We start from the raw sequence: 26,093 nt of genomic DNA on the forward strand, positions 1-26,093 counted from the left end.
CCTGCGGGGAGAAGGTCCCGGCAGGGGGATGAGGGGCAGCGCCACCGCCCAATAAAAAGCGGGCGCACGGCTCCCGCCGTCGCCCGCCGAAAATCCGGTCGAAGGATCAGAGCATGCTGTCGATGAGGGCCGACATGGTGTCAACCGACATGTCCCCCGCGTAGCGCTTGCCGTTGATCAGGAACGTCGGCGTCGCGGCGACCCCGAATTCCTTGGCGGCACGTTCCCGTACCGCGTTCACATCATCCAGAAGTTTCTGGTTCGTCAAGCAGGCCTGGAAGCTCTCCTGTGTAAAACCGGCGAGCTTGGACATTTGCAGCAGCGCTTCGCGGCCATCCTGCGCGGCGGCCCAGGTTTCCTGCTGCTTCATCAGCATGGAGATCATCGGGAAATACTGCGCCGCCTCGGTGAGCTTCGTCGTATCCTGCGGGTTGCAGCGCGCCAGCATGAAGGCGGCCGCGGCGCGCGGGTCGAACGGGAATTCGCGCACGATGAAGCGCACCTTGCCGCTGTCGACATACTTGGCCTTGATCGCGTCGAAGGTGTTGTTGTGGAACTGCGCGCAGTGCGGGCATGTCGTCGACATATATTCGACGATGGTGACGGGCGCGTTCGCCTCGCCGAGCGCCATGTCCGGCAGGGCGCCGGGCTTCAGCACCTCGGCCATGTCCACGCTGCCTTCGGAAGAGGGAATGTCGACGGCCGCGGCGGGCGCCGCCGCCGTTTCGGTCGTTGCCGCCGTGGTCTCGCTCGACGTGCCCGAGGCGGTCGCCGGCGTCGAGCTTGCGGTCTCGCCCGTCGTCTGGCTGGTCTCGGGAGCCTTGGCGGTCTCCTTCTTCTCGTCGGAGCAGGCGGCCAGCGTCACGGCGAGCGCCGCAACGGCGGCGCCGGTCAGAAGGCGCTTCATCAGGCTCATTTCGGAAAGGGACATGGTCTCTCCTGTCGAAGGGATGTAAAATTCTTTCGCTTTCCCGTTATACCTGCTTTCGGGCGCGAACAAGCGGTGTGAAGGCCAGTAACTTCAAAGAATTGTGACCGTTCGATGATCAGCGGCGGCGGCCGAGCACGGCCGTGCCGAGGCGCTTCAGCGCCGCTTTCAGCGCCTCGCCCTCGATGCCCTCGACGAGTTCGTCGAGATGGCGGGCCGCAGCCCCGGTCAGCGGACGCGGCCGGGGACGATGGCGCGGATGCAGCGCCACCGGCTTCTGCACGATCCTCACCTGGCTGACGGCGGGAAAACCGAAGAAGCCGTTGATGCGCTGGATGATCTCGCCCTGCTGGTGGCTGAGGAAGAGCGCGCGCGCCCCCTCGCAGGCGATGGTCAGCACGCCCGGCTGGTGGCCGCCGCCCTCGCCCGCCATCTCCGAGGCGCGGCGCGGCCAGGCGATGCGCTCCGGCCGCGTGCATTCGGCGAACTCGGCGCCGGCGATCTCCTCCCACGAGCCGAGCAGCATCGTGTTGATACCGGCGCGCTTTGCCAGCACGGGATCGATGAGGTCGTTGGCGACCTCGCTGATCTGGACGACACCGCGTCTCGACTGGCGTGCGGGCATTTTCGCGTTCACGGCCTACCCTTCAAGGGAAAATATTCCTGTTCTCGCCCGCAGGATGCCTTGAACATCGCGGACCGTTCGGCCAGTTATAGAGCAATTCCAGCAGAAATGTGCAGCGGTTTTGCGCGCGCCGCCCTGTCAGGCTATAGAAGCCCCCGATCCCGTTTCAGGCAGACCATGACCCAATCCCACCGGACCGCGGCGCCCGCCGACCTGCTTCTCGCCTGGTACGACCGGCACCACCGCGACCTGCCGTGGCGCGTCAGCCCGCCGATGGCGGCGCGGGGGATTGCGCCCGATCCCTACCGTATCTGGCTTTCCGAGGTCATGCTGCAGCAGACGACCGTGCAGGCGGTCAAATCCTATTTCGCGCTCTTCACCGCGCGCTGGCCGACCGTGACGGACCTCGCAAATGCCGACAACGAGGACGTGATGAAGTCCTGGGCGGGCCTCGGCTATTACGCCCGCGCCCGCAACCTCAAGAAATGCGCCGAAGCCGTCGCCTTCGAGCATGGCGGGGTCTTTCCCGACACAGAAGAGGGATTGAAGGCCCTGCCCGGCATCGGCGACTATACGGCGGCGGCCATCGCCGCCATCGCCTTCAACCGGAAGAGTGCGGTGCTCGACGGCAATGTCGAGCGCGTCGTCTCGCGCCTTCACGCCATCGAGACGCCGCTTCCCGCGGCAAAGCCGGAAATGCGCGCGCTGGTGGCCGAAATGACGCCGGAGGACCGGCCGGGCGACTTCGCCCAGGCGATGATGGACCTCGGCGCGACGATCTGCACGCCGCGCCGCCCTGCCTGCGCGCTCTGTCCGTTCAACGCGGACTGCCGGGTGCTGGGGCGCGATGACCCCGAACTCTTTCCGCGCAAGGCGGCGAAGAAGGAAAAGCCCGTCCGGCTCGGCGCGGCCTTCGTCGCCGAGGACGAGATCGGCGCCGTCTTCCTGCGCAAGCGGGCGGAAAGCGGCCTCCTCGGCGGCATGACGGAAGTGCCGGGCAGCGCCTGGACGGCGCGGATCGACGGGGAGACCGATATCACCGCCGCGCCCTTTTCGGCGGACTGGCAGGCCTGCGGCACCGTCGTCCACGTCTTCACGCATTTCGAGCTGCGCCTCAGCGTCTACCGCTCCGTGGTTCCGCGGGATGCGCAGGCGGGCGCGGGATGGTGGCAGCCGAAGGAAACGCTCGACGGCGAGGCGCTGCCGACCGTCATGAAGAAGGCCATCACGCAAGCCATACCGGACGCATTTCAAAAAAAGAGGAAAGCATGAGCAGCATCGAGATCCGCCACATCGTCTTCGACATCGGCCGGGTGCTGATCCACTACGATCCACATATCCCCTTCGCGCGGCTGATCCCCGACGATGCGGAGCGCAACTGGTTCTTCGCCAATGTCTGCACGCACGACTGGAACCTGGAGCAGGACCGCGGGCGCAAGTGGGAGGATGCCGAGGCACTGCTGATCGAGGCGCATCCCGACCGCGTCGAGCATATCTGCGCCTTCCGCAAATATTGGCCCGAGATGGTCCCGCATGCCTATGCGGGAAGTGTCGCGATCCTGGAGACGCTGATCTTGCAGGGACGTGACGTCACCATGCTGACCAACTTCGCGGCCGACACCTTCAAGGAAGCGCGCAGGATGTATCCCTTCCTCGACAAGCCGCGCGGCGTCACCGTCTCGGGCGAGATCGGGCTGATCAAGCCGGACCTTGCGATCTACGAGACGCACGGCCGCGACTTCGGCCTTTCGCCCGCCCATACGCTCTTCATCGACGACGCCCCGGCCAATGTCGAAGGCGCACGCATGGCGGGCTGGAACGCCGTGCTGTTCACCGGCCCGGAAAAGCTGAAGGACGACCTTGCCGCGCACGGCATCGCGCTCTGATACCGGCTATATGTGGCCCAAAACCGAAACGCCCGGAGCCGCAAGGCTCCGGGCGTTTTCGCATTTCCGGGACTGAAGGTACAAAAACCGGAAAAGCGATATCCGGCCGGTTGTTCGGCCTCGGCTTTCACAACGATTTCCGTTGCTTGGCCTGATGTGTTTGCCGGATCACAGTAAGCGGGTGATGGTTAACATCGTTTGAACGCGGCATCGCAAATGTGTGGGCAGGAGGGGAGCGCAACGCTTTTTGGCAGCCCCTCATCCGGCTGCCGCCACCTTCTCCCCGCAAGCGGGGAGAAGGGCCCGTGCGGGACCGGCTTCCCGAGAACAGAATCGATAATGCGGAAGCAGGCGTTGCCACGCGATTCCTTCTCGCCACTTGCGGGGAGAAGATGGCCGGCAGGCCGGATGCGGGGCTGCCGGCCGGCCACAAAAGCCACAGCCCCCGGTGCAGGGAACACCGGAGGCCGCAGCTGGAGAAAGAGTAAAAGAGTAAAGGTCGTCAGGTGGCCTATTCGAGGCCGGCCATGCCGGAGCGCACGACGGCGCGCAGCGCGTCGATCGGCTTCAGCTCCGCGCCTTCGGCATAGTGCCAGAAGGTCCAGCCGTTGCAGGCATCGAGCCCCTGCACCTTGGCGCCGACGCGGTGGATGGAGCCCACATCGCTGCCCGAGGCGAGCGTACCGTCGGCGCGCACGATGGCGCTGTGGCGGCGGCGGGCATCCGTCAGCACCGTGCCGGGCGCGATGAGGCCGCTCTCGATCAGCGTGTTGAAGGCGACGCGCGGCTCGGCCTTCTTGCCGCTCATCACGGACAGCGTGCCGGAGCCGAGCGGCTCGACCGCATCGATGCGTGCGCGGGCGGCGTCGATATAGCCCTGCTCGCGCTCGATGCCGACGAAGTGACGGCCGAGGCGCTTGGCGACGGCGCCGGTCGTGCCGGAGCCGAAGAAGGGATCGAGCACCACGTCACCGGGCCTGGAGGAGGCCATGAGGATGCGGGCGAGCAGCGCTTCCGGCTTCTGCGTCGGATGCACCTTCTTGCCGTCAGCGTCCTTCAGCCGCTCGCCGCCGTTGCAGATCGGGAAGAGCCAGTCCGAGCGCATCTGCACGTCGTCGTTGGCGGCCTTCATGGCGTCGTAGTTGAAGGTATAGCCCTTGGCCTTCGGGTCGCGAGTCGCCCAGATCATCGTCTCGTGCGCGTTCTGGAAGCGGCGGCCCTTGAAGTTCGGCATCGGATTGGTCTTGCGCCAGACGATGTCGTTGAGGATCCAGAAGTTGAGATCCTGCAAGGTCGCACCGACGCGGAAGATGTTGTGGTAGGAGCCGATAACCCAGATCGTGCCGGAGGGCTTCAGCACGCGGCGGCAGGCGAGCAGCCAGGCGCGGGTGAAGGCATCATAGGCCTCGAAGGAAGCGAACTGGTCCCACTCGTCGTCGCAGGCATCGACGAGGCTCTGGTCCGGCCGGTGGAGGGCACCGCCGAGCTGGAGGTTGTACGGCGGATCGGCGAAGATGACGTCGACGGACTGGTCCGGCAGCGCCTCGAGCGCGGCGACGCAGTCGCCCTTGATGATCGTGTCGAGCCAGCCGCTCTTGCGGGGCGAACGGGAGACGTCTGCAAGCGAAAGAACAGATGGCATTTTTTACTCGCTGATACGCTTACTCGGAACGGAACTTGATGATGCTTATGGTTACCGAAGATGGTTACCAAAGGCTGAAGGGTTTGGAGAAAAAGCCAAATCCGTTTCGGGAAGGGACCGGAGCGCCGAATTCAAGGGGAACCGAATAGACGCCGCTCCCCACACGTTTCCCGAGGGATGTCGCATGCCCGGCCGGGGGCCGGCCGGGATTTCCGGAAACGAGGAGGGCAACCGTGCGCGTGAAGGCCATATGCATGCTTCTGGCGGGGCTTCTTGCCGCCACCCAGGCGATCGCCGCCGACAAGACGATGATCGTGCTCGACGCATCGGGCTCGATGTGGGGCCAGATCAACGGCCGCAGCAAGATCGAGATCGCGCGCGATACGCTGGGAACCGTGCTGAAATCCGTGCCCGCCGGCACCGAGCTCGGCCTGATGGTCTACGGCCACCGGGAAAAGGGTTCTTGCAGCGATATCGAGCTTGCCGTGCCGCCGGGCGCGGGCACCGAAAGCGCGATCAACTCCTTCGTCGCCGGCCTCAACCCGAAGGGCAAGACGCCCCTCACCCGCTCCGTCGAGGAAGCGGCCGAGGCGCTGAAATATACCGAGGACAAAGCGACGGTCGTGCTCGTCACCGACGGTCTGGAGACCTGCGAGGCCGATCCCTGCGCCCTCGCCTCCGCGCTCGAAAGCAAAGGCGTCGACTTCACCACCCATGTCGTGGGCTTCGGCCTGACGGAGGAGGAAGGCAAGCAGGTCGCCTGCCTTGCGGAAAATACCGGCGGCAAATATTTCCAGGCGTCCGACGCCACGCAGCTCGTCGCCGCGCTGACGGAGACGGTGGCGGAAGCGCCGATGTCGAAGCCGGAAGCGGTCGAGACGACGCCTGAGCCGGACGTGGAATTCAACACCGCGGCCGACAGCGTGCTTTCGGAAGGCGGGCCCTCGCTCGACGACAATGACGACGTCCACTGGCTGATCTACAATGCCGGTGCCGATGGCAAGCCGGCCGGCGACTATATCGACAGCCAGTACAAGGGCGCCTATTCCGGCAGCTATCCGCCCGGCAAATACATCGCCGTCGTGACGTTGCAGAGCGCGATCGAACGGCAGGTGCCCTTCGAGGTGAAGGCCGGTGAAGTGGCAAAGCCCTTCGTGAACTTCGATTCCGGCCATGTGACCGTTACCGCCCGGCGCACGCCGACCGACGCCGAGCCCGACTCGAACGGCGCGATCCAGGTTACCTTCGGCAACCATTCCAGCACCTATTACGGCACGACGAAGTTCTACGCTCCGGCCGGCGAGGTGAAGCTGGAAGGCTCCATCGGCCCGTCGAAGGTGGAGGAAACCGTCGCGGTGAAGGCTGGCGAGGAGATCGCGCGCGACCTCGTCATCGGCGCCGGCATCGTCCTCAACAAGGCGGTCTACGCGGAAGGTGGGCCGGAGGTCGATTCCGGCAACGTCTTCTTCGAGGTCGTGGCGCCGGAAAAGGCGATCGACGGCAGCCGCAAGAGCGTCGCCTACGGCTACGGGACCGGCACGAAGCTCGACATTCCGGCCGGCGACCATGTGCTGACGGCCAAGCTCGGCTCGGCGACGGGGGAAATTCCCTTCACCGTCAAGGCCGGCGAGATGAAGGAAGTCGTCGTCAACATCAATGCCGGGGTTCTGGCGATCACCGCGCCGGGGGCCAATTCCATCGAAATCCTCAGCGCCGCGAAGGATATCCAGGGCAACCGCAAGTCCGTGTCGATCAATTACGGCGCGGAATGGCAGGACACGGTGCCGCCCGGGGATTACATCATTGCGGTGAAATACGAGGGCGACGTCGCGCCCAAGGAGGCGAAGGCGACAGTCAAGGCCGGCGAGCGGGCCGAGGTGACGGTGCAGTGATCCGAAAGACGACGCGGCCCGCCATATGCGGGCCGCGTCGTCATCATGCCGCGTGGAAGGCGCGGCTGTCCTCCGGCGCCTCGTTCCGGTCGTCGAGGCCGTAGTCGCGCACGACGCTGGCGATGCGCAGCCGATAGGCGTCGAAGACACCGCCCCGGCCGAGCGACTGGGCAGTGCGATGCTCCTCGGTGGTGCGCCATGCCTTCACCGCCGCCTCGTCGCGCCAGAAGGAGAGTGAAAGCAGCCGTGTCGGATCGGTGAGGCTGCGGAAGCGCTCGATGGAAATGAAGCCCTCGATGCCGTCGAGCAGCGGGCGGAGGTCGCGCGCCGTGTCGAGATAGAGATCCATGCGGCCGGGCGCGGGCACGACCTCGAAGATGACCGCGATCATGACGCTACCCTCTGCGCATGGGGCAGCGAGACGTTCTTCAGGAAGACGCGGTCCTCCTTCAGGATGAAGCGCTCCCTGCGGGAGAATTCGTAGTTCTCCTTGCCGAGCGGATCGGCGGCGAGCCGGGCGCGATAGGCCTCGTAGGCAGCAAGGCTCTCGATATTGTAGACGCCGTAGGCAATGGTGGCGGAACCCTCGTGCGGGGCGAAATAGCCGATGAGATCGGCCCCGCAGCGCGGGATCGCCTCGCCCCAGTTGCGGGCATAGGCGGCGAAGGCGTCCTTGCGGAAAGGGTCGATCTCGTAGCGGATGAAGCAGGTGATCATCGTCGTCTCCTGTTGAGCGATGATCCCTTTTCCCACATTGCCGGACGTCGATGCTTCGGTTATCATCGAAGTATGAAGGAAGGTCCCGACATTTCCCGGATCGGCGCGCTGATCGGCGATCCCGCCCGCGCCAACATGCTGACCGCGCTGATGGGCGGGCAGGCGCTGACGGCAACCGAGCTTGCCGGAGCGGCCGGCGTCACCCTGCAGACGGCCAGCTCGCACCTTTCCAGACTGGAGGGCGGCGGGCTCGTCGTGCAGCGCAAGCAGGGACGGCACCGCTATTTCGCGCTTACCGACGACGAGGTGGGGCTGCTGCTCGAAAGCATCATGGGCTTTGCGGCCAATCGCGGCCTGCTGCGCACCCGCCCCGGCCCGAAGGACCCGGCGCTGCGCAAGGCGCGGGTCTGCTACAACCACCTTGCCGGCGATTTCGGCGTGCGCATGCTGGACCGGATGGTGGCCGACGGCGACGTCACGCTAGACGGCGACGACGCGGCCCTGACGCCTTCCGGCGAGGCGCGCGTGGCGGCGCTCGGCATCGACGTCCCCGCCCTCAGGGCGCAGCGCCGCCCGGTGTGTCGCACCTGCCTCGACTGGAGCGAGCGCCGCTCGCATCTCGCCGGCTCCCTCGGCGAGGCGCTGCTCGCCCGCTTCATCGCGGATGGCTGGGCCAAGCGGGAGAAGGACAGCCGCGCCATCCGCTTCACGGCGGAGGGCGAGCGGAAGTTCATGGCACTGTTTCCTTGAGGGATGGCGAATGCCCCTCATCCGCCTGCCGGCACCTTCTCCCCGCAAGCGGGGAGAAGGAAGTCGTGGCAACGTTCTGCCCAAAGAGGGAAAGCGGTGCGGCAATGCCCTTCTCCCCGCTTGCGGGGAGAAGGTCGCGGCAGCGGGATGAGGGGCAGCCGCTCCCCGCCGCCACGCATGGCTCCCTCCCGAATCGGCAATTGTCCGGCGCGCGCCTTTCGTGTAGGGAAACCGCGGTCTAACGGGTGCCTCGCGCCCCATCGTTCTTCCGCAACTCCGGATGCAGCCTTCCCGGACTTGCTCCTATGAAAGACAGCAGCTCATGAACGGTTTCGATCTCATCATCTTCGACTGCGACGGCGTTCTGGTCGATTCGGAAATCATCGCGGCGGAAGTGGAATCGGCGCTGCTGACGGATGCGGGCTATCCGATCGGCATCGAGGAAATGGGCGAGCGCTTCGCCGGCATGACCTGGCACAACATCCTGCTCACCGTCGAGCGCGAAGCCTCCATTCCGCTCTCGGCCACCCTGCTCGACAAGTCGGAAAAGCTGCTTGACCTGCGCCTCGCGCAGGAGGTGAAGGCCATCGACGGCGTCAAGCCGATGCTCTCGCGCATCCCCAGGCCCTATTGCATCTGTTCGAATTCGGCCTCGCATCGTCTCGACATGATGCTTTCTAGGGTCGGGCTCCGGGAGGTCTTCGGCCCCTATGTCTATTCGGCCAAGGACCTCGGCCCCGACCGTGTGAAGCCGAAGCCGGATATCTTTCTGCATGGCGCAAAGCAGTTCGGCGCCAATCCGGCGCGCACGCTGGTCATCGAGGATTCGGTGCACGGTATCGCGGGCGCCCGCGCCGCCGGCATGCGCGTGGTCGGCTTCACCGGCGCCTCCCACACCTATCCGTCCCATGCCGACCGCCTGACGGAAGCCGGCGCCGAAACGGTCATCTCCCGCATGGGCGAGCTGCCGGACGTCATCGCCGCGCTGGCGGAATGGCAGGAAGCGATCTGACGCTTCTACCCGCTACAAAAGCAAAGGCCGCGGAATGCCCTTCCGCGGCCTTTTGCGTAAGGGATTTATGTCCTTACTTTTTCTTCTTCGCCGAGCCTTCCTCGAAGCCGACATAGACCTTGGTGAAGCTGCCGGAACCGCCGGGGACCGCGACATTGCCCTGCGTGAAGATGAACTGGCCCGCGCTGCCATCGGCCGGGATCGTGACCGGGAACTGGACGAGCTGCGAATAGAGCGAGTTGGTGCCGTCGAGCACCGCGACGCGGATCGGCACGTTCACGGTGGTGCCGGGCGCGCCGGCCGGACCGATGACGACGCGGCCCTGCACCATCACGGTCATGACGAGCTGGCTTTCGTTGAGCACGCACTGGCGCGTGGTGTCGGCGAGCGTCACCTGGTAGGCGAGGTTCTGCGGATCGTCCTTGGCGCCCTTGCCGTAGCGCTGGAGCACCGAGGTGCCGTCGCGCAGGAAGACCTGCGGGCAGGAGCCCTGGATCACCGCGACCTGCGTCTGCTGCTGCGCGGCAGCCTGAACGCCCGATGGATCGCTCGTCACGCCGAGATCGGCGGGCTTGTCGGTCTGGTTGCAGCCGGCGACGACGGCGAGAAGGGAAATGCCGAGAAAACGGCGGACAGTCATTCCAAACACGTTGCGTTCTACCCCTGCGATCAGGCCCCGCCCCCGGCGTGCAAGCCCTTCGGAACTCGTTTCACGGGCCTTTTCACGACCCTAGGCGATGGTCTATAGCAGCGGCGCGGCGAAAAATCGATTGTCGAATGAAACCGCCCGCAGAATTTCGGAGAAGCCCGGCACGCTTTGCGCGAACGGGCAGGACGCAACGGCATTTGCAATTCCAAGGACGTGTGACTGTGGATTATGTTTCGACGCGGGGCGAGGCCCCTTCCCTCGGTTTCTCCGATGCGCTCCTGGCGGGCCTTGCCCGTGACGGCGGCCTCTACGTGCCGCGCACGTGGCCGGCCTTCTCCAAGAAGGAGATCCGGGCGCTGCGCGGCAAGTCCTATCAGGAGATCGCCTTCACGGTGCTCCTTCCCTTCGTCGAGGGCGACATTCCGGCCGAAAAGTTCCGGGCGATGATCGACGAGGCCTATGCCACCTTCCGCCATCCGGCGGTCGTGCCGCTCGTCCAGACCGGGCCGTTTTCCTTCGTCATGGAACTCTTCCACGGCACGACGCTCGCCTTCAAGGACGTGGCGATGCAGCTTCTCGCCCGCCTGATGGACCATGCGCTGGCCGCCCGCGGCGAGCGCGCCACCATCGTCGGCGCCACCTCGGGCGACACCGGGGGCGCGGCCATCGACGCCTTTGCCGGCCGCGAGCGCACGGACATCTTCATCCTCTTCCCGGAAGGCAAGGTCTCCCCGGTGCAGCAGCGCCAGATGACCACCTCGAAGGAAAAGAACGTCCACGCGCTCGCCGTCAAGGGCAATTTCGACGACTGCCAGAACCTCGTGAAAGCGATGTTCAACGACACGAAGTTCCGCGACGGCGTGAAGCTCTCGGGCGTCAACTCGATCAACTGGGCGCGCATCATGGCCCAGATCGTCTACTACTTCACGACGGCCGTCGCGCTCGGCGGGCCGGACCGGAAGATCTCCTTCACCGTGCCGACCGGCAATTTCGGCGACATCTTCGCCGGCTACGCCGCCAGGCGCATGGGCCTTCCCATCGACAAGCTGGTGATCGCGACGAACGAGAACGACATCCTCGCCCGCACGCTGAAGACCGGCCGCTACGAGATGAAGGACGTCAAGGCCACCACCTCGCCGTCGATGGACATCCAGATCTCGTCCAACTTCGAGCGGCTGCTTTTCGAAGCCCATGACCGCGATGCCGGCGCCGTGCGCCGCGCCATGGCGAGCCTGAAACAGTCGGGCGCCTTCGAGATCGGCGACGGCGCGCTGAAGACGATCCGCAAGAAGTTCCGCGCCGGCCGCGCGTCTGAAAAACAGGTGGCACAGACGATCAAGGACACGCTGGCCAAGACCGGCTACCTGCTCGACCCGCATTCGGCCATCGGCGTCTTCGTCGCCGCAAAGCACGAGAAGCCGAACGCGCCGATGGTGACGCTCGCCACCGCCCACCCGGCGAAATTCCCCGCCGCAGTAAAATCGGCGTGCGGTATTGACCCGGCGCTTCCGACGTGGCTTGCTGACCTCATGCAAAGGGAGGAGCGGTTCGACGTCCTCGAAGCGGAACTCGATGCGGTGGAAACCTTCATCGGGAAGCATACGCGGGTTCGGGGATAGAATCGCAGAAAGTGCGTATGATGAAAGTTGAGTGCACCCGGCTCGCATCCGGGTTGACCGTGGTGACCGAGAACATGCCGCATCTAGAGAGCGTCGCTCTCGGCGTGTGGATCAAGTCGGGGTCACGCAACGAAACCACGGACGAGCACGGCATCGCCCACCTTCTGGAACACATGGCCTTCAAGGGCACGGAGCGCCGCTCCGCCCGCCAGATCGCCGAGGAAATCGAGAATGTCGGCGGCGAGGTCAACGCCGCCACCTCGACGGAAACCACCTCCTACTACGCCCGCGTGCTCAAGGACCATGTCCCGCTCGCGGTCGACATCCTCGCCGACATCCTGACGGAATCGGTCTTCGACGAGGAGGAGCTGCGCCGCGAGAAGCACGTCATTCTGCAGGAGATCGGCGCGGCAAACGACACGCCCGACGACGTGGTCTTCGACAAGTTCTCCGAGATCGCCTATCGCGACCAGATCATCGGCCGCGCCATCCTCGGCACGCCGGACACGGTGCTGTCCTTCTCGCCCGGCGAGATCCGCAGCTATCTCGACCGCAACTACACGACGGACCGCATGTTCGTGGTGGCGGCCGGCGCGGTGAACCATGACGAATTCGTGCGCCAGGTCGAGGATCGCTTCTCCTCGCTGCCGACCGCGCCAAAAATCTCCCCGGTCTTCGAGCCGGCCCGCTATACGGGCGGCGACATCCGCGAGACGCGCGACCTGATGGACGCGCAGGTCCTCCTCGGCTTCGAGGGCAAGGCCTACCATGCCCGCGATTTCTACTGTTCGCAGATTCTCGCCAACATCCTCGGCGGCGGTATGTCCTCCCGCCTCTTCCAGGAGGTGCGCGAGCACCGGGGCCTCTGCTACTCGATCTACGCCTTCCACTGGGGCTTTTCCGATACCGGCATCTTCGGCATCCATGCCGCGACAGGCGGCGAGAACCTGCCCGAGCTGATGCCCGTCATCTTCGACGAATTGAAGAAGTCGTCCGAGACGATCGACCAGCAGGAAATCGAGCGCGCCCGCGCGCAGATCCGCGCCCAGCTCCTGATGGGCCAGGAAAGCCCGGCCGCCCGCGCCGGCCAGATCGCCCGCCAGATGATGCTCTACGGCCGCCCGATCCCCAACGAGGAGCTGATGGAGCGCCTCGCCGGCATCACCATCGAGCGCCTGACGGACCTTGCCGGACGCCTGTTCTTCGACACGGTGCCGACCATCTCGGCCATCGGCCCGCTGGAACACCTCGTCCCGGCCGGCGACATCACGCGCTCGCTATCACGCGGGACCATCGACCGCGCGGCGAGCTGAAGCCGCGCCTTTTCCGATATCCTGGGGACCCGCAAGCGGGCAAAATAAAACCCGCCTTGCGGCGGGTTGCCTGATCGGGACCCTGGGAGGAGAGAGGTCCCGATGAATGGGGCGGGATGACCAGGCTGGCGCAGCCGGATCTGGCGCGCCGATGTCATCCCTCATGGCGCGGGGCGTTCGCCCCAGGCCGTATCAGCCGAAAACGACCATGCCCTTGACGGCAGCCTGGATGTTCGAGCGGGAGATGCCGAGGTCCTGCAGGGCGCGGTCGTCGAGGGCGCCGAGTTCACGGACGGCGCGGCGGTCAGCGGCATTCTTCTTGAGCTTTGCGAAGATGTTCATCGTTCAATTCCTTTGTGTTTCCCTTGCGTTGATCAATAGATAAGCGACCTCCTGCCTAAAGAAAATGCATATGCTCACACCGCTGACATGCGGCTTTTGCATAGCAACGAGGCAGGCCCGAATCGGCCCGGCGACGCGAATGAAAAAGGGAGGTCGCCGGCGCCATAGGACTGCCCCGTTTCATTTGACGCCGGCGAGGCTCTCGGCATAGTCTTTGCAGGAAAGGGGCCGCCACGAGGACGGCGCGCGGAGGACTGAATGGCACGGTCGGTTTTTCGGTTTCTGTCGCGCCAGCCCGACACCGTGGAACTTGCCGGCGAACGGCACCTGCTTCGCCTCCCCCGTTTCCAGGATTACCGCCAATGGCAGATGCTGCGCTCGGAAAGCCGGCGCTTCCTCGAACCCTGGGAGCCGACATGGCGGAGCGACGACCTGACGGAAGGCGCCTTCCGCACCCGCGTCCTTCGTAATGAACAGGAATTTTCGTCGGGCCAGGCCGTGCCGCTCTTCGTCTTCACGCGCGAGGAGAAGACACTGCTCGGCGGCCTCACCGTCGGCTATATCCGGCGCGGGGCGGCGCAATGCTGCATGATCGGCTACTGGATGGGCGAGCGCCATGCCGGCCAGGGCCACATGTTCGGCGCACTCAACCTCGCCATACCCTATATCTTTTCGAGCCTTCAGTTGCACCGTATCGAGGCAGCCTGTATTCCAGACAATACAAGAAGCATACGTCTCCTTGAAAAGGCCGGCTTTCAGCGGGAAGGCTACCTTCGGGAGTATCTGAAGATAAACGGGGAGTGGCGCGACCACGTGATGTTCTCGCTTCTGGCCGCCGACAGGCGGCCCCAGGCGGCACCGGGCGCGGCAGGACTGGGCAGTACCTAAGGACAATGCACTTTCAATGACGTCTTCCTTCGTGCCGCAAGCGCTGCGTGCCAGCCGGTTGCTCGCTTTCATCCTTCTGGTGCCGATCCTCCTTGCGGGGATGCTGCCGGGACGCGCCTATGCCGTCGAGCCGGTGAAGATTTCCCGTGACGACACCGCGCTCGACCTCACCGCCACCACCGAGATCTATACCGGCCGGGGCGAGGCCTTCCAGGTTTCCACCGCGCCCGGCACCGATGGCATCGTGCGGCGCATCGAGGTGCGGGCCACCTCCGACGAGCACCAGGGCGACTGGGCGGTCTTCGCACTCGCCAACGTTTCCGACGAGCAGATCGACCGCGTGATCGTCGCCCCGCATTTCCGCCTCGTGCAGTCAAAATTGTTCTGGCCGGACCTCGGCTCCAAGCGCATCATCTCGATCACGCCGAGCGAAGGCTTCGCGCTCGACCGCGAGCCGAGCGAGGAGGCGGACGTCTTCTCCATCACGCTCAACCCCGGCACAGTCGTCACCTTCGTCGCCGAGCTGGCGACGCCCGACCTGCCGCAGATCTATCTCTGGGAGCCGGACGCCTACAAGGACACGGTCAACGCCTTCACGCTCTATCGCGGCATCGTGCTCGGCATCGCCGGCCTGCTCGCCGTTTTCCTCACCATCCTCTTCGTGGTGAAGGGCACCTCCATGCTGCCGGCGACAGCGGCGCTCGCCTGGGCGGTGCTCGGCTATATCTGCGTCGATTTCGGCTTCCTCTCCAAGCTCATCTCGATCACGGCGGGCGACGAGCGGATATGGCGCGCGGGAACGGAGGTGTTCCTCGCGGCGGGCCTTGTCGTCTTCCTCTTCACCTATCTCAACCTCAACCGATGGCATGCGCATCTCGCCTATGCGACTCTCGCCTGGATCCTCGGCCTCGGCCTGCTCTTCGGCGTCGCGATCTACGATCCGCCGATCGCCTCGGGCATCGCCCGCCTCTCCTTCGCGCTGACAGCGACGGTCGGCATCGTGCTCATCGCCTATCTCGGCTTCAACCGCTATGACCGGGCGATCCTGCTCGTGCCCGCCTGGGCTTTGATCCTCGTCTGGCTGTTCGGCGCCTGGCTAACGGTGACGGGCCAGCTCAACAACGACATCATCCAGCCGGCGCTCGGCGGCGGCCTCGTCCTCATCGTACTGCTCATCGGCTTCACGGTGATGCAGCATGCCTTTGCCGGCGGCGCCTACAGCCAGGGCCTATTCTCCGATCTCGAGCGCCAGTCGCTGGCTCTGACGGGCTCGGGCGACACTGTCTGGGACTGGGACGTGGCGCGCGACCGCGTCGTCACCATTCCCGATATCTCCATCCAGCTCGGCCTTGCGCCGGGCGTCATGCACGGCCCGGCGCGCAACTGGCTGCCGCGCCTCCATCCCGACGACCGCGACCGTTTCCGCGCCACGCTCGACGTGCTGCTGGAGCATCGCAAGGGCCGGCTCAATCATCAGTTTCGCGTGCGCGCCGAGGATGGCCACTATCACTGGCTCTCGATCCGCGCCCGCCCCGTGCTCGGCGCCAATGGCGAGATCATCCGCTGCGTCGGCACGATCATCGACATCACCGAACAGCGCAACTCGATCGACCGGCTCTTGCAGGACGCCCTGCACGACAACCTGACGGGCCTGCCGAACCGCCAGGTCTTCCTCGACCGCCTGCAATCGATCCTGTCACTAACCGCCAGCTCCGAGACCGTGCGCCCGACGGTGCTGACCATCGACATCGACCGCTACAAGCAGGTCAACGACGCGCTCGGCATCGCCGCCGGCGACAATATCCTCATCGCGCTGACCCGGCGCCTGCGCCGGCTCCTCAAGCCGCAGGATACGCTGGCCCGGCTTGCCGGCGACCAGTTCGGCTTGATTCTCATGTCGGAGCGGGATCCCGCCAAGGTGGCGGATTTCGCCGATGCGGTCAGCAAGGCGATCATGGTGCCGATCAATTTCGGCGGCCGCGAGATCATCCTGACGGCCTCCATCGGCCTCGTCTCCTGGGTCGACCAGCAGGAGGATGCGGCCGGCCTGCTCAACGATGCCGAGCTTGCCATGTACCGGGCCAAGAAGGCCGGCGGCAACCGCGTCGAGCCCTTCCGCCCCGCCTTCCGCACCTTCGGCGCAGACCGGCTGCAGATCGAGACGGACCTGCGCCGCGCCATCGAGCGCAAGGAGCTTTCCCTCGTCTACCAGCCGATCGTCCGGCTCAAGGATGCGGAAATCGCCGGCTTCGAGGCGCTGATGCGCTGGGACCATCCCAAGCGCGGCAATATCTCGCCGGCCGAGTTCATCCCCATCGCGGAGGCGTCCGACCTCATCAACCAGCTCGGCCTCTTCGCCTTCGACAAGGCCGCGAGCGACCTGATGGACTGGCAGCTCCAGACCGGCGAGCTTCCGGTCTTCGTCTCGGTCAACCTGTCGAGCGCGCAGCTTCTCAACAACGAGCTTTACAACGACGTGCGCGCGGCGCTCGCCCGCACCCGCTGCGAGCCGCAGAAGATCAAGCTGGAGCTCACCGAATCCGTCGTGATGGAAAATCCGGAACAGGCCCGCCTGATCCTCAACAAGCTGCGCGATGTCGGGCTCGGCCTTGCGCTCGACGATTTCGGCACGGGCCATTCCTCGCTCTCCTATCTCACCCGCTTCCCCTTCGACACGATCAAGATCGACAAGGCGCTGGTGCGCGACGGTTCCGACAAGCGCACCGTGCTGCTGCGCTCCGTCATCTCGATGGCGCGGGAACTGGAAATGCAGGTTGTCGCGGAAGGAATCGAGTCGGAAGAGGACGCCATCGAGCTCGGCAACATGGGCTGCGAGTTCGGCCAGAGCTACATCTTCGGCCCGCCGATCGGCTACGATTCGGTGCTGCGCCTCCTGAAGGAACGCTTTCCGCTGATGAAGCGGGCGTGATAACGCCCGCTAGGCCGCCGCGCGGCGCACCAGCCTATTGATGAAATCCAGCTTCTCCACCACCGGCGGGGAGAGCACGAAGGGGTAGCTGTCGGGCTGGCCCATGGAGCGCTGGATGGCGTTCATCGCGACGCTGAGCGGAACCCAGGATTCGACGAGCCGGCCGGCATTCGGCGCCCGATAGGGATCGAAGGTGACTTCCGCTTCCAGTTCCTCATGCCCCTTCGGATCGGTGTTGAGGCCGAAGGCGCGGGCGGTTTCCAGCGTATCGACGATATGGAAGAAATGCGCCCAGCATTCGGCGAAATCCTCGGCCGGGTGGCAGCTCGCATAGGTGCTGATGAACCGCTCCTGCCAGTCCGCAGGCGGCCCCTCGTCGTAGTTGCGCTGGAGGGCGGCGGCGTAATCTTCGCGCTCGTCGCCGAAGAGATTGCGCGCCTCCTCCAGTGTCGCCTCGTCGCGGACGAGCTGCGTCCAGTAGAAATGCCCGACCTCATGGCGGAAATGGCCGAGCAGCGAGCGATAGGGCTCGCCCATGGCGACGCGCACGCTCTCGCGCACCGCATCGTCCGCCTCGGCGGCGCGCAGGCTGATCAGGCCGTCCTCGTGGCCGGTCATGGCGGGCGATACGACATAGCCGTTCGCATCCAGTTCGTCGGCGAGGAAATCGAAGACGAGTCCGCCGGCGGGGTCCTCCTCGCGGGTCGGATGCGGCAGCTTCCAGCGCAGGATCGAATAGAACAGATGCCGCTGCGCCGCGCCGATGCGCCGCCAGCGCTCCAGCCCGACGGGATCGGTAGTGGGCACGATGCGATTGTGCCGGCAGGCCTCGCAGAAGGCATGCGGACTGTCGGCCGATACGATCCAGTTGCAGACGTCGTGGACGGCATTCGCGCAGTAGCGATAGAGGCCGCCCGACGCGATCTTCCAGACACCCTCGCCTTCCGGCACCAGGGCATGCAGCGTCACGTCCGCGGCAAGGAAGCCGAGGGGCGCGCCGCAGCGCATGCAGAAGCGGTTGTCGAAATGGATCGTCTGGCCGCAGGTCCCGCAGGTGAAGAGTTTCATGGCATCCCGGATCGTTCGGTGCATTCGGCAGGATACCCGCACCGGCCATTGCCGGTGCGGGTATCCCTGTTCGAAAAGGACTGGATGACCTTGGCCATCCGGACAGGATCAGAGCCGGTCGACGGCGCCCTTGACGGCGTCCTTGGCCTTGCCGACGGCCTTCTGGGTCTTGCCCTTGGCTTCCTGTGCGGCGCCTTCGGCGCGCATCTTCGGGCTGTCGGTCGCCTTGCCGGCGGCCTGCTTGGCCTTGCCGGCCAGTTCGTTCGCCGTGCCCTTGATCTTGTCGCTCGTGCTGCCCATCGTCATGCTCCCTGTGTCCGGTTGCAAGCGCCACCATCGGCGCGCCGGGAGAACGGTGTGCATCGCAACAGGTTCCATGAGGGTGAAAAAAATCGGAAGGGCGCGGCTCAGGCGTGGCCCGCTTCCGTGGAGAGCATGGCGGGCGTGATCCCCATCAGGCCGAGCGCGCGCTCGTACTTGCTGTCGAGATTGGTGTCGAAGATCAGCTCTTCCTGCGCCGGGCAGCTCAGCCAGCCGTTGGCACCGATCTCGTTCTCGATCTGCCCCGCGCCCCAGCCGGCATAGCCGAGCATCATCATGCCGCGCTGCGGGCCGCGACCACGGGAAATGGCGCGCACGATGTCGAGCGTCGCGGTCAGGCAGATCTCGTCACTGACCGGAATGCTGGATTCGGACATGTAGTCGTCCGAATGCAGCACGAAGCCGCGCCCGCTTTCCACCGGCCCGCCGCAGCGGATGGGAAAATCGAGCGTCGCGCCCGGCAGGCGGATCACTTCCTCCTCGCCGAGGAGGTCGAGATGCAGGAGCACGTCGGAGAAGCTGAGCGGTTGCGGCCGGTTGATGACGAAGCCCATGGCGCCGTCTTCCGAATGGGCGCAGATATAGACCACGGTGCGGGCAAAATTGTCGTCGGCCATCCCCGGCATGGCGATCAGGAACTGACCGTCAAGGAAGCCGCGTTCTCGTGTCTTTTTCAGAACCGACATAGCCATAGTGCAGACAGCCTATCAATTCGCGGCCAAATGAAAAGCGTTCTTTTCGCCGGCCCGCCCATCCGGCCTTACATGAAACGCATGCTCAGCCGGCGCGCGATCAAGCTTTTATGATGGCCGCGCGAGGTTTTGTTGCTGGCAAGCGGCAAGAGCCGGCGCTAGATATGAGGTCATGAAACGCCTGCTGATCGCCGCCATCCCGCTGCTTTTCGCCGCCTCTTCCGCCGCCGCCGCGTCCTCTTCCTGGGTCGAGACGCCGGGCGGGGATGTGCGCCTCGTCGCCCTTCCGGCTTCCGCCGACGGCACGATGCGCGCCGTTCTCGACATCCGCCTGCATGACGGCTGGAAGACCTATTGGCGCGATCCCGGCGGCAGCGGCATTCCCCCCTCGGTGGCAGTCACCGGGGCGACGCTGACATCGGTCGGCTTTCCCGCGCCGAAGCGGCTCGGCGATGCCGAGACCCATTACATCGGCTACGACAGGCCGGTGCGCCTGCCCCTGACGCTCGACAAGGCGGGAGGGCCGATCACCGCCACCGTCTTCATCGGCATGTGCAAGGAGATCTGCATTCCCGTGCAGGCGGAACTGACGGTGGATGCGAGCGACGAGAGCTTCGCCAACCCGCTCGAGGAAGCCGCCGTCGCCGACGCCGAGGCGACGCTCCCGCATGGCGCGGGCAACGGCTTCAAGCCGCTCTCCGGCGCGTGGGCGGCGGACGGCAAGAGCGTGACGGTGCGCTTCGAGGCGCCGGCGGACGGCCCTCTTCCCGACGTCTTCCTCTCGGGCTCATCGAGCTTCGAATTCGGCGCGGCGAGCCCCGCGCGGCTTGAGGGCGATGCCTATGTCGCCGAGGTGCCGGTGCTGCACAAGCCCAAGGTCTTCGATCTTGCGAAGGACCCGATCCGCCTGACGGTGCGCGCCGGCGAGAAGACGATGGAAAGCCCGCTTGCCATCGACTAGCGCTCCCCTATAGTTCCGCCGCAAGCCATTTTGCCACCAGACAGGAGAGACGCCGTGACCATTGCCGTTGGAGACAAGCTGCCCGACCTCAAGCTGAAGGAACGCACGCCAGACGGCCCCGCCGACATCTCGACGGACGAGCTGTTCAAGGGCAGGCGCGTCGTGCTCTTCGCCGTACCCGGCGCCTTCACGCCCACCTGCTCGCTGAACCACCTGCCGGGCTACCTGGAAAACCGCGACGCGATCCTTTCCAAGGGCGTGGACGACATCGCCGTCGTCGCCGTCAACGACCACCACGTCATGGGCGCCTGGGCGACCTCGACGGGCGGCGCGGGCAAGCTGCGCTTCCTCGCCGACTGGGACGCCGCCTTCACCAAGGCGCTCGGCATGGACATCGACCTTTCCGCCGGCACGCTGGGCGTGCGCTCCAAGCGCTATTCCATGCTCGTCGAGGACGGTGTGGTGAAGTCGCTCAATGTCGAGGAAAGCCCCGGCCAGGCGACGGTTTCCGGCGCGGCGGCGATGATCGAGCAGCTTTGAGGCCGTGTTTTGGATGAGGGATCGCCCCTCATCCCCCTGCCGGGACCTTCTCCCCGCAAGCGGGGAGAAGGAGGAGGTAGAGGCCTCCCCGCCCTTACCGATACGTTTCGAGGGAGGGAAAACGGCAAGCCCATCGCTCCTCGCCCCGCTTGCGGGGAGAGGATGCCGGCAGGCAGGTGAGGGGCAGCGGCAACCCGCTCACCCCCTCTTGAACGGCGCCATGCCCTTGCGCGCGAGCTCATCGGCGCGTTCGTTCTCCGGGTGGCCGGCATGGCCCTTGACCCAGTGCCATTCGACCTTGTGGCGAAGGCGCGCCTCGTCGAGCGCCTGCCAGAGGTCGCCGTTCTTCACGGGCTTCTTGTCGGCGGTCTTCCAGCCGTTCTTCTTCCAGCCGAAGATCCACTTCGAAATGCCGTCCATGACGTATTTCGAGTCCGTGTAGAGATCGACCTCGCAAGGGCTCTTCAGCGCGGTGAGCGCGCTCATCGCCGCCATCAGCTCCATGCGGTTGTTGGTCGTCGCCGCCTCGCCGCCGGAAAGTTCCTTCTCGACCTCGCCGTAACGCAGCACCGCGCCCCAGCCGCCGGGGCCGGGATTGCCCGAGCAGGCGCCGTCGGTGAAGATATCGACATGCTTCATCGGGAAAGTCCGTATTCGCGGGCGTCGCGCACCTGGCGGTGGAAACGCAGCCGGCGCAGGTATTCGAGCGGATCCTTCTTGACGACCAGCGCGCCGGGCGGCGTCATCAGCCAGTCGTAGAGCCGCGTCAGGAAGAAGCGGATGGCCGAGCCGCGGGCCAGCAGCGGCAGCGCGGCCACCTCCGCGTCGGACAGCGGGCGCACGCTCTCGTAGCCCTCCAGCAGCGCCATGCCCTTGGTGAGGTTGAACGCGCCGTCCTTCTCGAAGCACCAGGCATTGAGGCAGGTGGCGACGTCATAGGCGAGGATGTCGTTGCAGGCGAAGTAGAAGTCGATCAGGCCCGACAGTTCGTCGCCGATGAAGAAGACGTTGTCCTGGAAGAGGTCGGCATGGATGACGCCCGTCGGCAGGTCCTTCGGCCAGCGTGCTTCCAGGAGATCGAGTTCACCGGGAATCTCGTCCCGCAGCCCCTTCTCCACCTCGTCCGCGCGATCGGCGGACTTGTCCCAGAGCGGCCGCCAGCCATCGACGGAAAGCGCGTTCCGGCGGGTGAGCTCGAAGCCCTCGCCGGCAAGGTGCATCTGCGCCAGCGCGCGGCCGACCTCCCGGCAATGCTTGGCCGCCGGCTTGCGCAGCCACATGCCTTCGAGGAAGGAGATGACGGCGGCCGGGCGGCCGGAGAGCTCGCCGAGCAACGCGCCGTCGCTGCGCGGCAGGGGCAGCGGGCAGGACAGGCCCTTTTCCGCCAGATGGTGCATCAGGCCGAGGAAGAACGGCAGGTCGTTCGGGTCGACGCGCTTCTCGTAGAGCGTCAGGATGAGGGCGCCCTTCGTGGTGTGCAGCAGGAAGTTGGAATTCTCCACGCCCTCCGCGATGCCCTTGTAGGAGAGCAGCGTGCCCGCATCATAGGCGGTGAGGAAACGGGAGAGATCGTCTTCGGTGATATCGGTATAGACGGCCACGGGCGGGTCTCAGGCTTGGGGGATAGGATCGATCGGATGGGTCGGTGCGGCGCGCTGCCCCTCACCTGCCTGCCGGCATCCTCTCCCCGCAAGCGGGGCGAGGAGCGATGGTCTCACGGGCTTCCTTCCAACCTCAAAGTAGAAAGAAGGGAACGGAAAACGGCCCGGATTTCCCCTTCTCCCCGCCTGCGGGGAGAAGGTCCCGGCAGGGGGATGAGGGGCAACGCCGGAGAACACGCAGCTCACTTCACTCACCATTGACAAACGCCATGTCGGCCGAGGTGAGCTCAATGCTCCGCAGTTCGCGGTTGACGAGGAAGTGCTCGTTCTCCTCGACCGTGTCGGCAAGCTCCACGACCGCGTTGTAGCGCGCGCGAAAAGCCTCGATGATCTCGTTGACGATGACCTCCGGGGCGGAGGCGCCGGCAGAGAGGCCGACGGTGCGGATGTCGCCGATGGTCTCCCAGTCGATCTCGGAAGCGCGCTGGACGAGCACGGATTTCGCCGCCCCGGCTCTCAGCGCCACCTCGACGAGGCGCTTGGAATTGGAAGAATTTGGCGCGCCGACGATGAGGAAGAGGTCGCAGCCGGGCGCCGCCTGCTTGACGGCCTCCTGCCGGTTGGTGGTGGCATAGCAGATGGAATCGGCGGCGGGGGCCGTGAGGTTCGGGAAGCGCTCGTGCAGGCGCTTGATGACGCCGGCCGTGTCATCCACCGAGAGCGTCGTCTGGGTGACGAAACCGAGATTGTCGGGGTCCGGCGGCACGTATCTGTCGGCATCCTCGACCGTCTCGACCAGCGAGACGGAGCCTTCGGGCAATTGCCCCATCGTGCCGATGACCTCGGGGTGACCGGCATGGCCGATCAGCACGACATGGCGGCCGAGGCGCTGGTGACGCATCGCCTGCTTGTGGACCTTGGAGACGAGCGGGCAGGTCGCGTCGAGATAGAAGAGGTTGCGCGCCTCGGCATCGGCAGGCACCGACTTCGGCACGCCATGGGCGGAAAAGACGACGGGCTGCTGGCGGTGCTCTTCCGGAATCTCGTCGAGTTCCTCGACGAAGATCGCGCCCTTGGCTTCCAGCCCCTCCACGACATAGCGGTTGTGCACGATCTCGTGGCGCACATAGACCGGCGCGCCATAGGCCTTCAGCGCCAGCACGACGATCTGGATGGCGCGGTCGACCCCCGCGCAGAAGCCGCGCGGGCCGCACAGCCTGATGGTCAAGTCCGGTCGGTTCTCAATCATGCTCATCGGTTATCCGGCAATGGGACGGGGCCTTGCGCCCATATAGGCCGGCACGGGCCGCCGCGCCAAGGGAAAACAGCTCCATCCGGCACTTTCAGGGCGCCGGATCGCCCTTCCGGCGGAACAGGGCGTAGAGCGCCACGCCCACCAGCGCCGCTGCCAGACCATACCAGGTGACGACATATTGCAGGTGGTTGTTCGGCAGGTCGAACTGGGTGACGGCGCCGATCGGCAGGCCCTTCGGGTTCGGTGCATCGCCGGCATCGACGAAGAAGGGCACCAGCCTGTCCGCGGCAATGCCGGTGCTCGACGCCATGGCGTCGAGGTCCTTCCAGTAGAAGATGTTCTTGGCAAGATCGTTGTCCGGCACGATGGAGGACGGCTTTTCGGCAAGGCGCGCGCGGGCAAGGCCGGTAACGGTCTGCTCGCCGGTGAGCTGGCCCTGCTTGCGCATTTCCGGCTCCTTCGCCTCGAAGGGCACGAAGCCGCGGTTGACGAAGAGGAAGCGGCCGTCGGCAAGCTGCAGCGGCGTATAGATATAATAGCCGGTCTGGCCATGCCAGGTGGCGAAGAAATGGCGCTCACGGTTGTTGGCGAAGACGCCGGAGACGGTGACCGGGCGGTATTCGATATCCTCGCCCCTTGCCGCCATCGCCTCGATATCGGCAAGCGGCACGGGGGCGGCGACGCGGCGCTCGGCGATATCGGCGAGCAGCGCTTCCTTCCAGTAGAGCCGCTGGACCTGCCAGGTGCCGAGCGAAAGCAGGATGGCGAGCGCGACAAAGAAGGCGATCCACGTCACGACCATCTTGGCCCTGCCCATGCGCGGCGCGCGGCCTGCCGGCACCTCAGCCACGGTCGATCTCGCCCGGCCGCGCATTGTTGCGGTATTGCAGGGTGATCAGCAGGCCCTTGAGGATGCGCGTCAGCCAGAGGCCGAGGCCGATGACGAGCGGGATCCAGAGCATGAAATGCACCCAGAGCGGCGGGTTGTAGTTGACCTCCATCCAGAGCGCCGCGCCCACCACGACGAAGCCGACGATGAGCAGCACGAAGACGACCGGCCCGTCACCCGAATCGGCGAAGGAATAGTCGAGCCCGCAATTGGTGCAGGCCGGCCGGACCTTCAGCAGCCCGTCGAAGAGCTTGCCCTCGCCGCAGCGCGGGCAGCGGCCGCGCGCCCCGGCGCTGAAGGGGTCGACGGGCGGATAGAGTGCCTTGTCTTCGTCCATGATGCTGATTCCGTTTCGTGCGGCCGCGGCAATCGAGCGGCGGCGATTGTTTTTCAGCGGATTGCCCCTCACCTGCCTGCCGGCATCCTCTCCCCGCAAGTGGGGCGAGGAGCGATGGGCTCGCCGCTTTCCGTCCTGCCGCGAGGTGAGGAGAGGATGGAAACGGCTCGGCTTTCCCCTTCTCCCCGCCTGCGGGGAGAAGGTCCCGGCAGGGGGATGAGGGGCAAAAATCCTGCCCCATCCTATATCGTCATGCCGGCGCCCCGTCCAATCGAAAGCCCGCGACAAAGGCGCCTCAAAGGGAAACGGCCGCATCGCTGCGGCCGTTCGTGTCGTTCCGTTCCGTCCGCTCAGCCGTGGGCGAGCGGAGCGCCCCAGCCACCCCAGATGTAGATGGAGAAGAACAGGAAGAGCCAGACGACGTCGACGAAGTGCCAGTACCAGGCGGCCGCCTCGAAGCCGAAATGCTGCTTCGGCGTGAAGTCGCCGCGCATGGCGCGGATGAGGCAGACGATCAGGAAGATCGTGCCGACCAGGACGTGGAAGCCGTGGAAGCCGGTCGCCATGAAGAAGGTCGCGCCGTAGATCGAATCCTTGAAGGCGAAGGGCGCGTGGGCATATTCGTAGGCCTGCACGGTCGAGAACAGCACGCCGAGGGCGACCGTCAGCGCAAGGCCGTTGACGAGGCCCTTGCGGTCGTTGTGCAGCAGCGCATGGTGCGCCCAGGTCACGCAGGTACCCGACAGCAGCAGGATGACGGTGTTGTAGAGCGGCAGGTGCCAGGGATCGAGCACCTCGATGCCCTTCGGCGGCCAGACGCCGCCGGTATAGGCGGTGCGGGCGGCCTGGATCGGCTCGCCGGGGAAGAGGCTGGCATCGAAGAAGACCCAGAACCAGGCGACGAAGAACATCACTTCCGAGGCGATGAACATGATCATGCCGTAGCGCAGGTGCAGCGAGACGACGCGGGTATGGTGGCCCTCATGCGCTTCCTTCACCGTGTCCGCCCACCAACCGTACATGGTGTAGAGCGTGATCAGCAGGCCGATGAAGAAGACCCACGGCGTGGCGAGGTCCATGCCGAACATGTGGAAGGCGCCGCCCGACAGATAACGCATATAGGCGATGCCGCCGAAGGCCATGACGAAGGCGCCGATGGAGGCAAGCAGCGGCCACGGGCTCGGGTCGATGATGTGGTAGTCGTGTTTCTTCTGATGCGCATCGGCCATGTGACTTA

27 protein-coding genes are annotated in these 26,093 nt (G+C 65.5%); 11 read left to right on the forward strand and 16 right to left on the reverse strand.

From position 1 onward, the window contains the following. Positions 1-106: 106 nt before the first annotated feature. Positions 107-931 (reverse strand): DsbA family protein, encoded by an 825-nt coding sequence (locus tag ACZ1A1_RS00205; RefSeq protein WP_463618267.1) that lies wholly within the window; start codon positions 929-931, stop codon positions 107-109. Between the two features lie 115 nt (positions 932-1,046). After that, complete coding sequence (locus ACZ1A1_RS00210; RefSeq protein WP_119254542.1) at positions 1,047-1,553, reverse strand: DUF721 domain-containing protein; 507 nt, start codon at positions 1,551-1,553, stop codon at positions 1,047-1,049. Between the two features lie 177 nt (positions 1,554-1,730). On the opposite strand from ACZ1A1_RS00210, the gene mutY reads away from it, so the two are divergent. Both mutY and ACZ1A1_RS00220 read left to right on the forward strand, forming a co-directional pair. After that, on the forward strand, positions 1,731-2,825 hold the full coding sequence (gene mutY, locus ACZ1A1_RS00215; protein WP_463618268.1) for an A/G-specific adenine glycosylase: 1,095 nt from the start codon (positions 1,731-1,733) through the stop codon (positions 2,823-2,825). Continuing rightward, on the forward strand, positions 2,822-3,439 hold the full coding sequence (locus tag ACZ1A1_RS00220) for an HAD family hydrolase (protein WP_463618269.1): 618 nt from the start codon (positions 2,822-2,824) through the stop codon (positions 3,437-3,439). The genes mutY and ACZ1A1_RS00220 overlap by 4 nt, the downstream gene beginning before the upstream one ends. A 511-nt stretch (positions 3,440-3,950) precedes the next feature. Here the strand turns inward: ACZ1A1_RS00220 and ACZ1A1_RS00225 are convergent. Beyond that, positions 3,951-5,081, reverse strand: a complete 1,131-nt coding sequence (locus ACZ1A1_RS00225) for a DNA methyltransferase (RefSeq protein WP_463618270.1) — start codon at positions 5,079-5,081, stop codon at positions 3,951-3,953. Between the two features lie 233 nt (positions 5,082-5,314). Between ACZ1A1_RS00225 and ACZ1A1_RS00230 the strand changes: the two genes are divergently transcribed. Continuing rightward, positions 5,315-6,973: a vWA domain-containing protein gene (locus ACZ1A1_RS00230; RefSeq protein ID WP_463618271.1), complete on the forward strand. Its 1,659-nt coding sequence runs from the start codon at positions 5,315-5,317 to the stop codon at positions 6,971-6,973. 43 nt (positions 6,974-7,016) lie between these two features. Here the strand turns inward: ACZ1A1_RS00230 and ACZ1A1_RS00235 are convergent, their stop codons facing one another. Continuing rightward, positions 7,017-7,364 carry an antibiotic biosynthesis monooxygenase family protein gene (locus ACZ1A1_RS00235; protein ID WP_463618272.1) on the reverse strand — a complete coding sequence of 116 codons (348 nt, stop codon included), beginning with the start codon at positions 7,362-7,364 and terminating at the stop codon, positions 7,017-7,019. Continuing rightward, positions 7,361-7,690 carry an NIPSNAP family protein gene (locus tag ACZ1A1_RS00240; protein ID WP_463618273.1) on the reverse strand — a complete coding sequence of 110 codons (330 nt, stop codon included), beginning with the start codon at positions 7,688-7,690 and terminating at the stop codon, positions 7,361-7,363. Before ACZ1A1_RS00240 ends, ACZ1A1_RS00235 begins: the two co-directional genes overlap by 4 nt. 72 nt (positions 7,691-7,762) lie before the next feature. On the opposite strand from ACZ1A1_RS00240, the gene ACZ1A1_RS00245 reads away from it, so the two are divergent. Beyond that, the gene (locus tag ACZ1A1_RS00245) at positions 7,763-8,440 is read left to right on the forward strand and encodes an ArsR/SmtB family transcription factor (protein WP_463618274.1); all 678 of its coding nucleotides are present in this window, start codon (positions 7,763-7,765) and stop codon (positions 8,438-8,440) included. 322 nt (positions 8,441-8,762) lie between these two features. After that, positions 8,763-9,452: an HAD family hydrolase gene (locus tag ACZ1A1_RS00250; RefSeq protein ID WP_313192278.1), complete on the forward strand. Its 690-nt coding sequence runs from the start codon at positions 8,763-8,765 to the stop codon at positions 9,450-9,452. Positions 9,453-9,525: 73 nt separating this feature from the next. Here the strand turns inward: ACZ1A1_RS00250 and ACZ1A1_RS00255 are convergent, their stop codons facing one another. Next, positions 9,526-10,092, reverse strand: a complete 567-nt coding sequence (locus tag ACZ1A1_RS00255; RefSeq protein WP_313192277.1) for a hypothetical protein — start codon at positions 10,090-10,092, stop codon at positions 9,526-9,528. 230 nt (positions 10,093-10,322) lie between these two features. Between ACZ1A1_RS00255 and thrC the strand changes: the two genes are divergently transcribed. Together thrC and ACZ1A1_RS00265 are read left to right on the forward strand one after the other, a co-directional pair. Further along, positions 10,323-11,720 carry a threonine synthase gene (thrC, locus tag ACZ1A1_RS00260; RefSeq protein WP_463618275.1) on the forward strand — a complete coding sequence of 466 codons (1,398 nt, stop codon included), beginning with the start codon at positions 10,323-10,325 and terminating at the stop codon, positions 11,718-11,720. Positions 11,721-11,737: 17 nt separating this feature from the next. Continuing rightward, complete coding sequence (locus ACZ1A1_RS00265) at positions 11,738-13,033, forward strand: M16 family metallopeptidase (RefSeq protein ID WP_415213227.1); 1,296 nt, start codon at positions 11,738-11,740, stop codon at positions 13,031-13,033. A gap of 192 nt (positions 13,034-13,225) precedes the next feature. Here ACZ1A1_RS00265 and ACZ1A1_RS00270 read toward each other — a convergent pair whose 3' ends face one another. Beyond that, a complete protein-coding gene (locus ACZ1A1_RS00270; RefSeq protein ID WP_119254531.1) occupies positions 13,226-13,375 on the reverse strand; it encodes a DUF1127 domain-containing protein in 150 nt (49 codons plus the stop codon). 258 nt (positions 13,376-13,633) lie between these two features. Here ACZ1A1_RS00270 and ACZ1A1_RS00275 point away from each other — a divergent pair, with 258 nt between their 5' ends. Next, entirely contained in the window at positions 13,634-14,263 is a 630-nt protein-coding gene (locus ACZ1A1_RS00275) for a GNAT family N-acetyltransferase (protein ID WP_463618276.1), read from the forward strand. Positions 14,264-14,279: 16 nt separating this feature from the next. Continuing rightward, on the forward strand, positions 14,280-17,192 hold the full coding sequence (locus ACZ1A1_RS00280) for an EAL domain-containing protein (protein WP_119254529.1): 2,913 nt from the start codon (positions 14,280-14,282) through the stop codon (positions 17,190-17,192). A gap of 9 nt (positions 17,193-17,201) precedes the next feature. On the opposite strand, the gene ACZ1A1_RS00285 is transcribed toward ACZ1A1_RS00280, so the two are convergent. The 3 genes from ACZ1A1_RS00285 to ACZ1A1_RS00295 form a co-directional block, all read right to left on the reverse strand. Next, entirely contained in the window at positions 17,202-18,260 is a 1,059-nt protein-coding gene (locus tag ACZ1A1_RS00285; RefSeq protein WP_463618277.1) for a zinc-binding metallopeptidase family protein, read from the reverse strand. A 108-nt stretch (positions 18,261-18,368) separates the two neighbouring features. Continuing rightward, entirely contained in the window at positions 18,369-18,560 is a 192-nt protein-coding gene (locus ACZ1A1_RS00290) for a CsbD family protein (protein ID WP_306035209.1), read from the reverse strand. A gap of 107 nt (positions 18,561-18,667) precedes the next feature. Then, positions 18,668-19,273, reverse strand: a complete 606-nt coding sequence (locus ACZ1A1_RS00295) for a YqgE/AlgH family protein (protein ID WP_119254527.1) — start codon at positions 19,271-19,273, stop codon at positions 18,668-18,670. Positions 19,274-19,445: 172 nt separating this feature from the next. On the opposite strand from ACZ1A1_RS00295, the gene ACZ1A1_RS00300 reads away from it, so the two are divergent. Next, a complete protein-coding gene (locus ACZ1A1_RS00300) occupies positions 19,446-20,234 on the forward strand; it encodes a protein-disulfide reductase DsbD domain-containing protein (protein ID WP_463618278.1) in 789 nt (262 codons plus the stop codon). A 54-nt stretch (positions 20,235-20,288) separates the two neighbouring features. Beyond that, a complete protein-coding gene (locus ACZ1A1_RS00305) occupies positions 20,289-20,774 on the forward strand; it encodes a redoxin family protein (RefSeq protein WP_463618279.1) in 486 nt (161 codons plus the stop codon). Positions 20,775-20,972: 198 nt separating this feature from the next. On the opposite strand, the gene rnhA is transcribed toward ACZ1A1_RS00305, so the two are convergent. From rnhA to ACZ1A1_RS00335, 6 genes are all read right to left on the reverse strand, one after another. Further along, on the reverse strand, positions 20,973-21,413 hold the full coding sequence (rnhA, locus tag ACZ1A1_RS00310; RefSeq protein WP_313192270.1) for a ribonuclease HI: 441 nt from the start codon (positions 21,411-21,413) through the stop codon (positions 20,973-20,975). Further along, on the reverse strand, positions 21,410-22,375 hold the full coding sequence (locus tag ACZ1A1_RS00315; protein ID WP_463618280.1) for a homoserine kinase: 966 nt from the start codon (positions 22,373-22,375) through the stop codon (positions 21,410-21,412). Before ACZ1A1_RS00315 ends, rnhA begins: the two co-directional genes overlap by 4 nt. 247 nt (positions 22,376-22,622) lie before the next feature. Further along, positions 22,623-23,630, reverse strand: a complete 1,008-nt coding sequence (ispH, locus tag ACZ1A1_RS00320) for a 4-hydroxy-3-methylbut-2-enyl diphosphate reductase (protein WP_119254522.1) — start codon at positions 23,628-23,630, stop codon at positions 22,623-22,625. Between the two features lie 88 nt (positions 23,631-23,718). After that, on the reverse strand, positions 23,719-24,447 hold the full coding sequence (locus tag ACZ1A1_RS00325; RefSeq protein ID WP_463618940.1) for an SURF1 family protein: 729 nt from the start codon (positions 24,445-24,447) through the stop codon (positions 23,719-23,721). A gap of 25 nt (positions 24,448-24,472) precedes the next feature. Then, complete coding sequence (locus tag ACZ1A1_RS00330; protein WP_415213221.1) at positions 24,473-24,856, reverse strand: DUF983 domain-containing protein; 384 nt, start codon at positions 24,854-24,856, stop codon at positions 24,473-24,475. A gap of 350 nt (positions 24,857-25,206) precedes the next feature. Next, positions 25,207-26,085, reverse strand: coding sequence for a cytochrome c oxidase subunit 3 (locus tag ACZ1A1_RS00335; protein ID WP_313192266.1), 879 nt, complete (start codon positions 26,083-26,085; stop codon positions 25,207-25,209). Between the last annotated feature and the right edge of the window lie 8 nt (positions 26,086-26,093).

Source organism: Shinella sp. R2-11 (genome assembly GCF_055330205.1).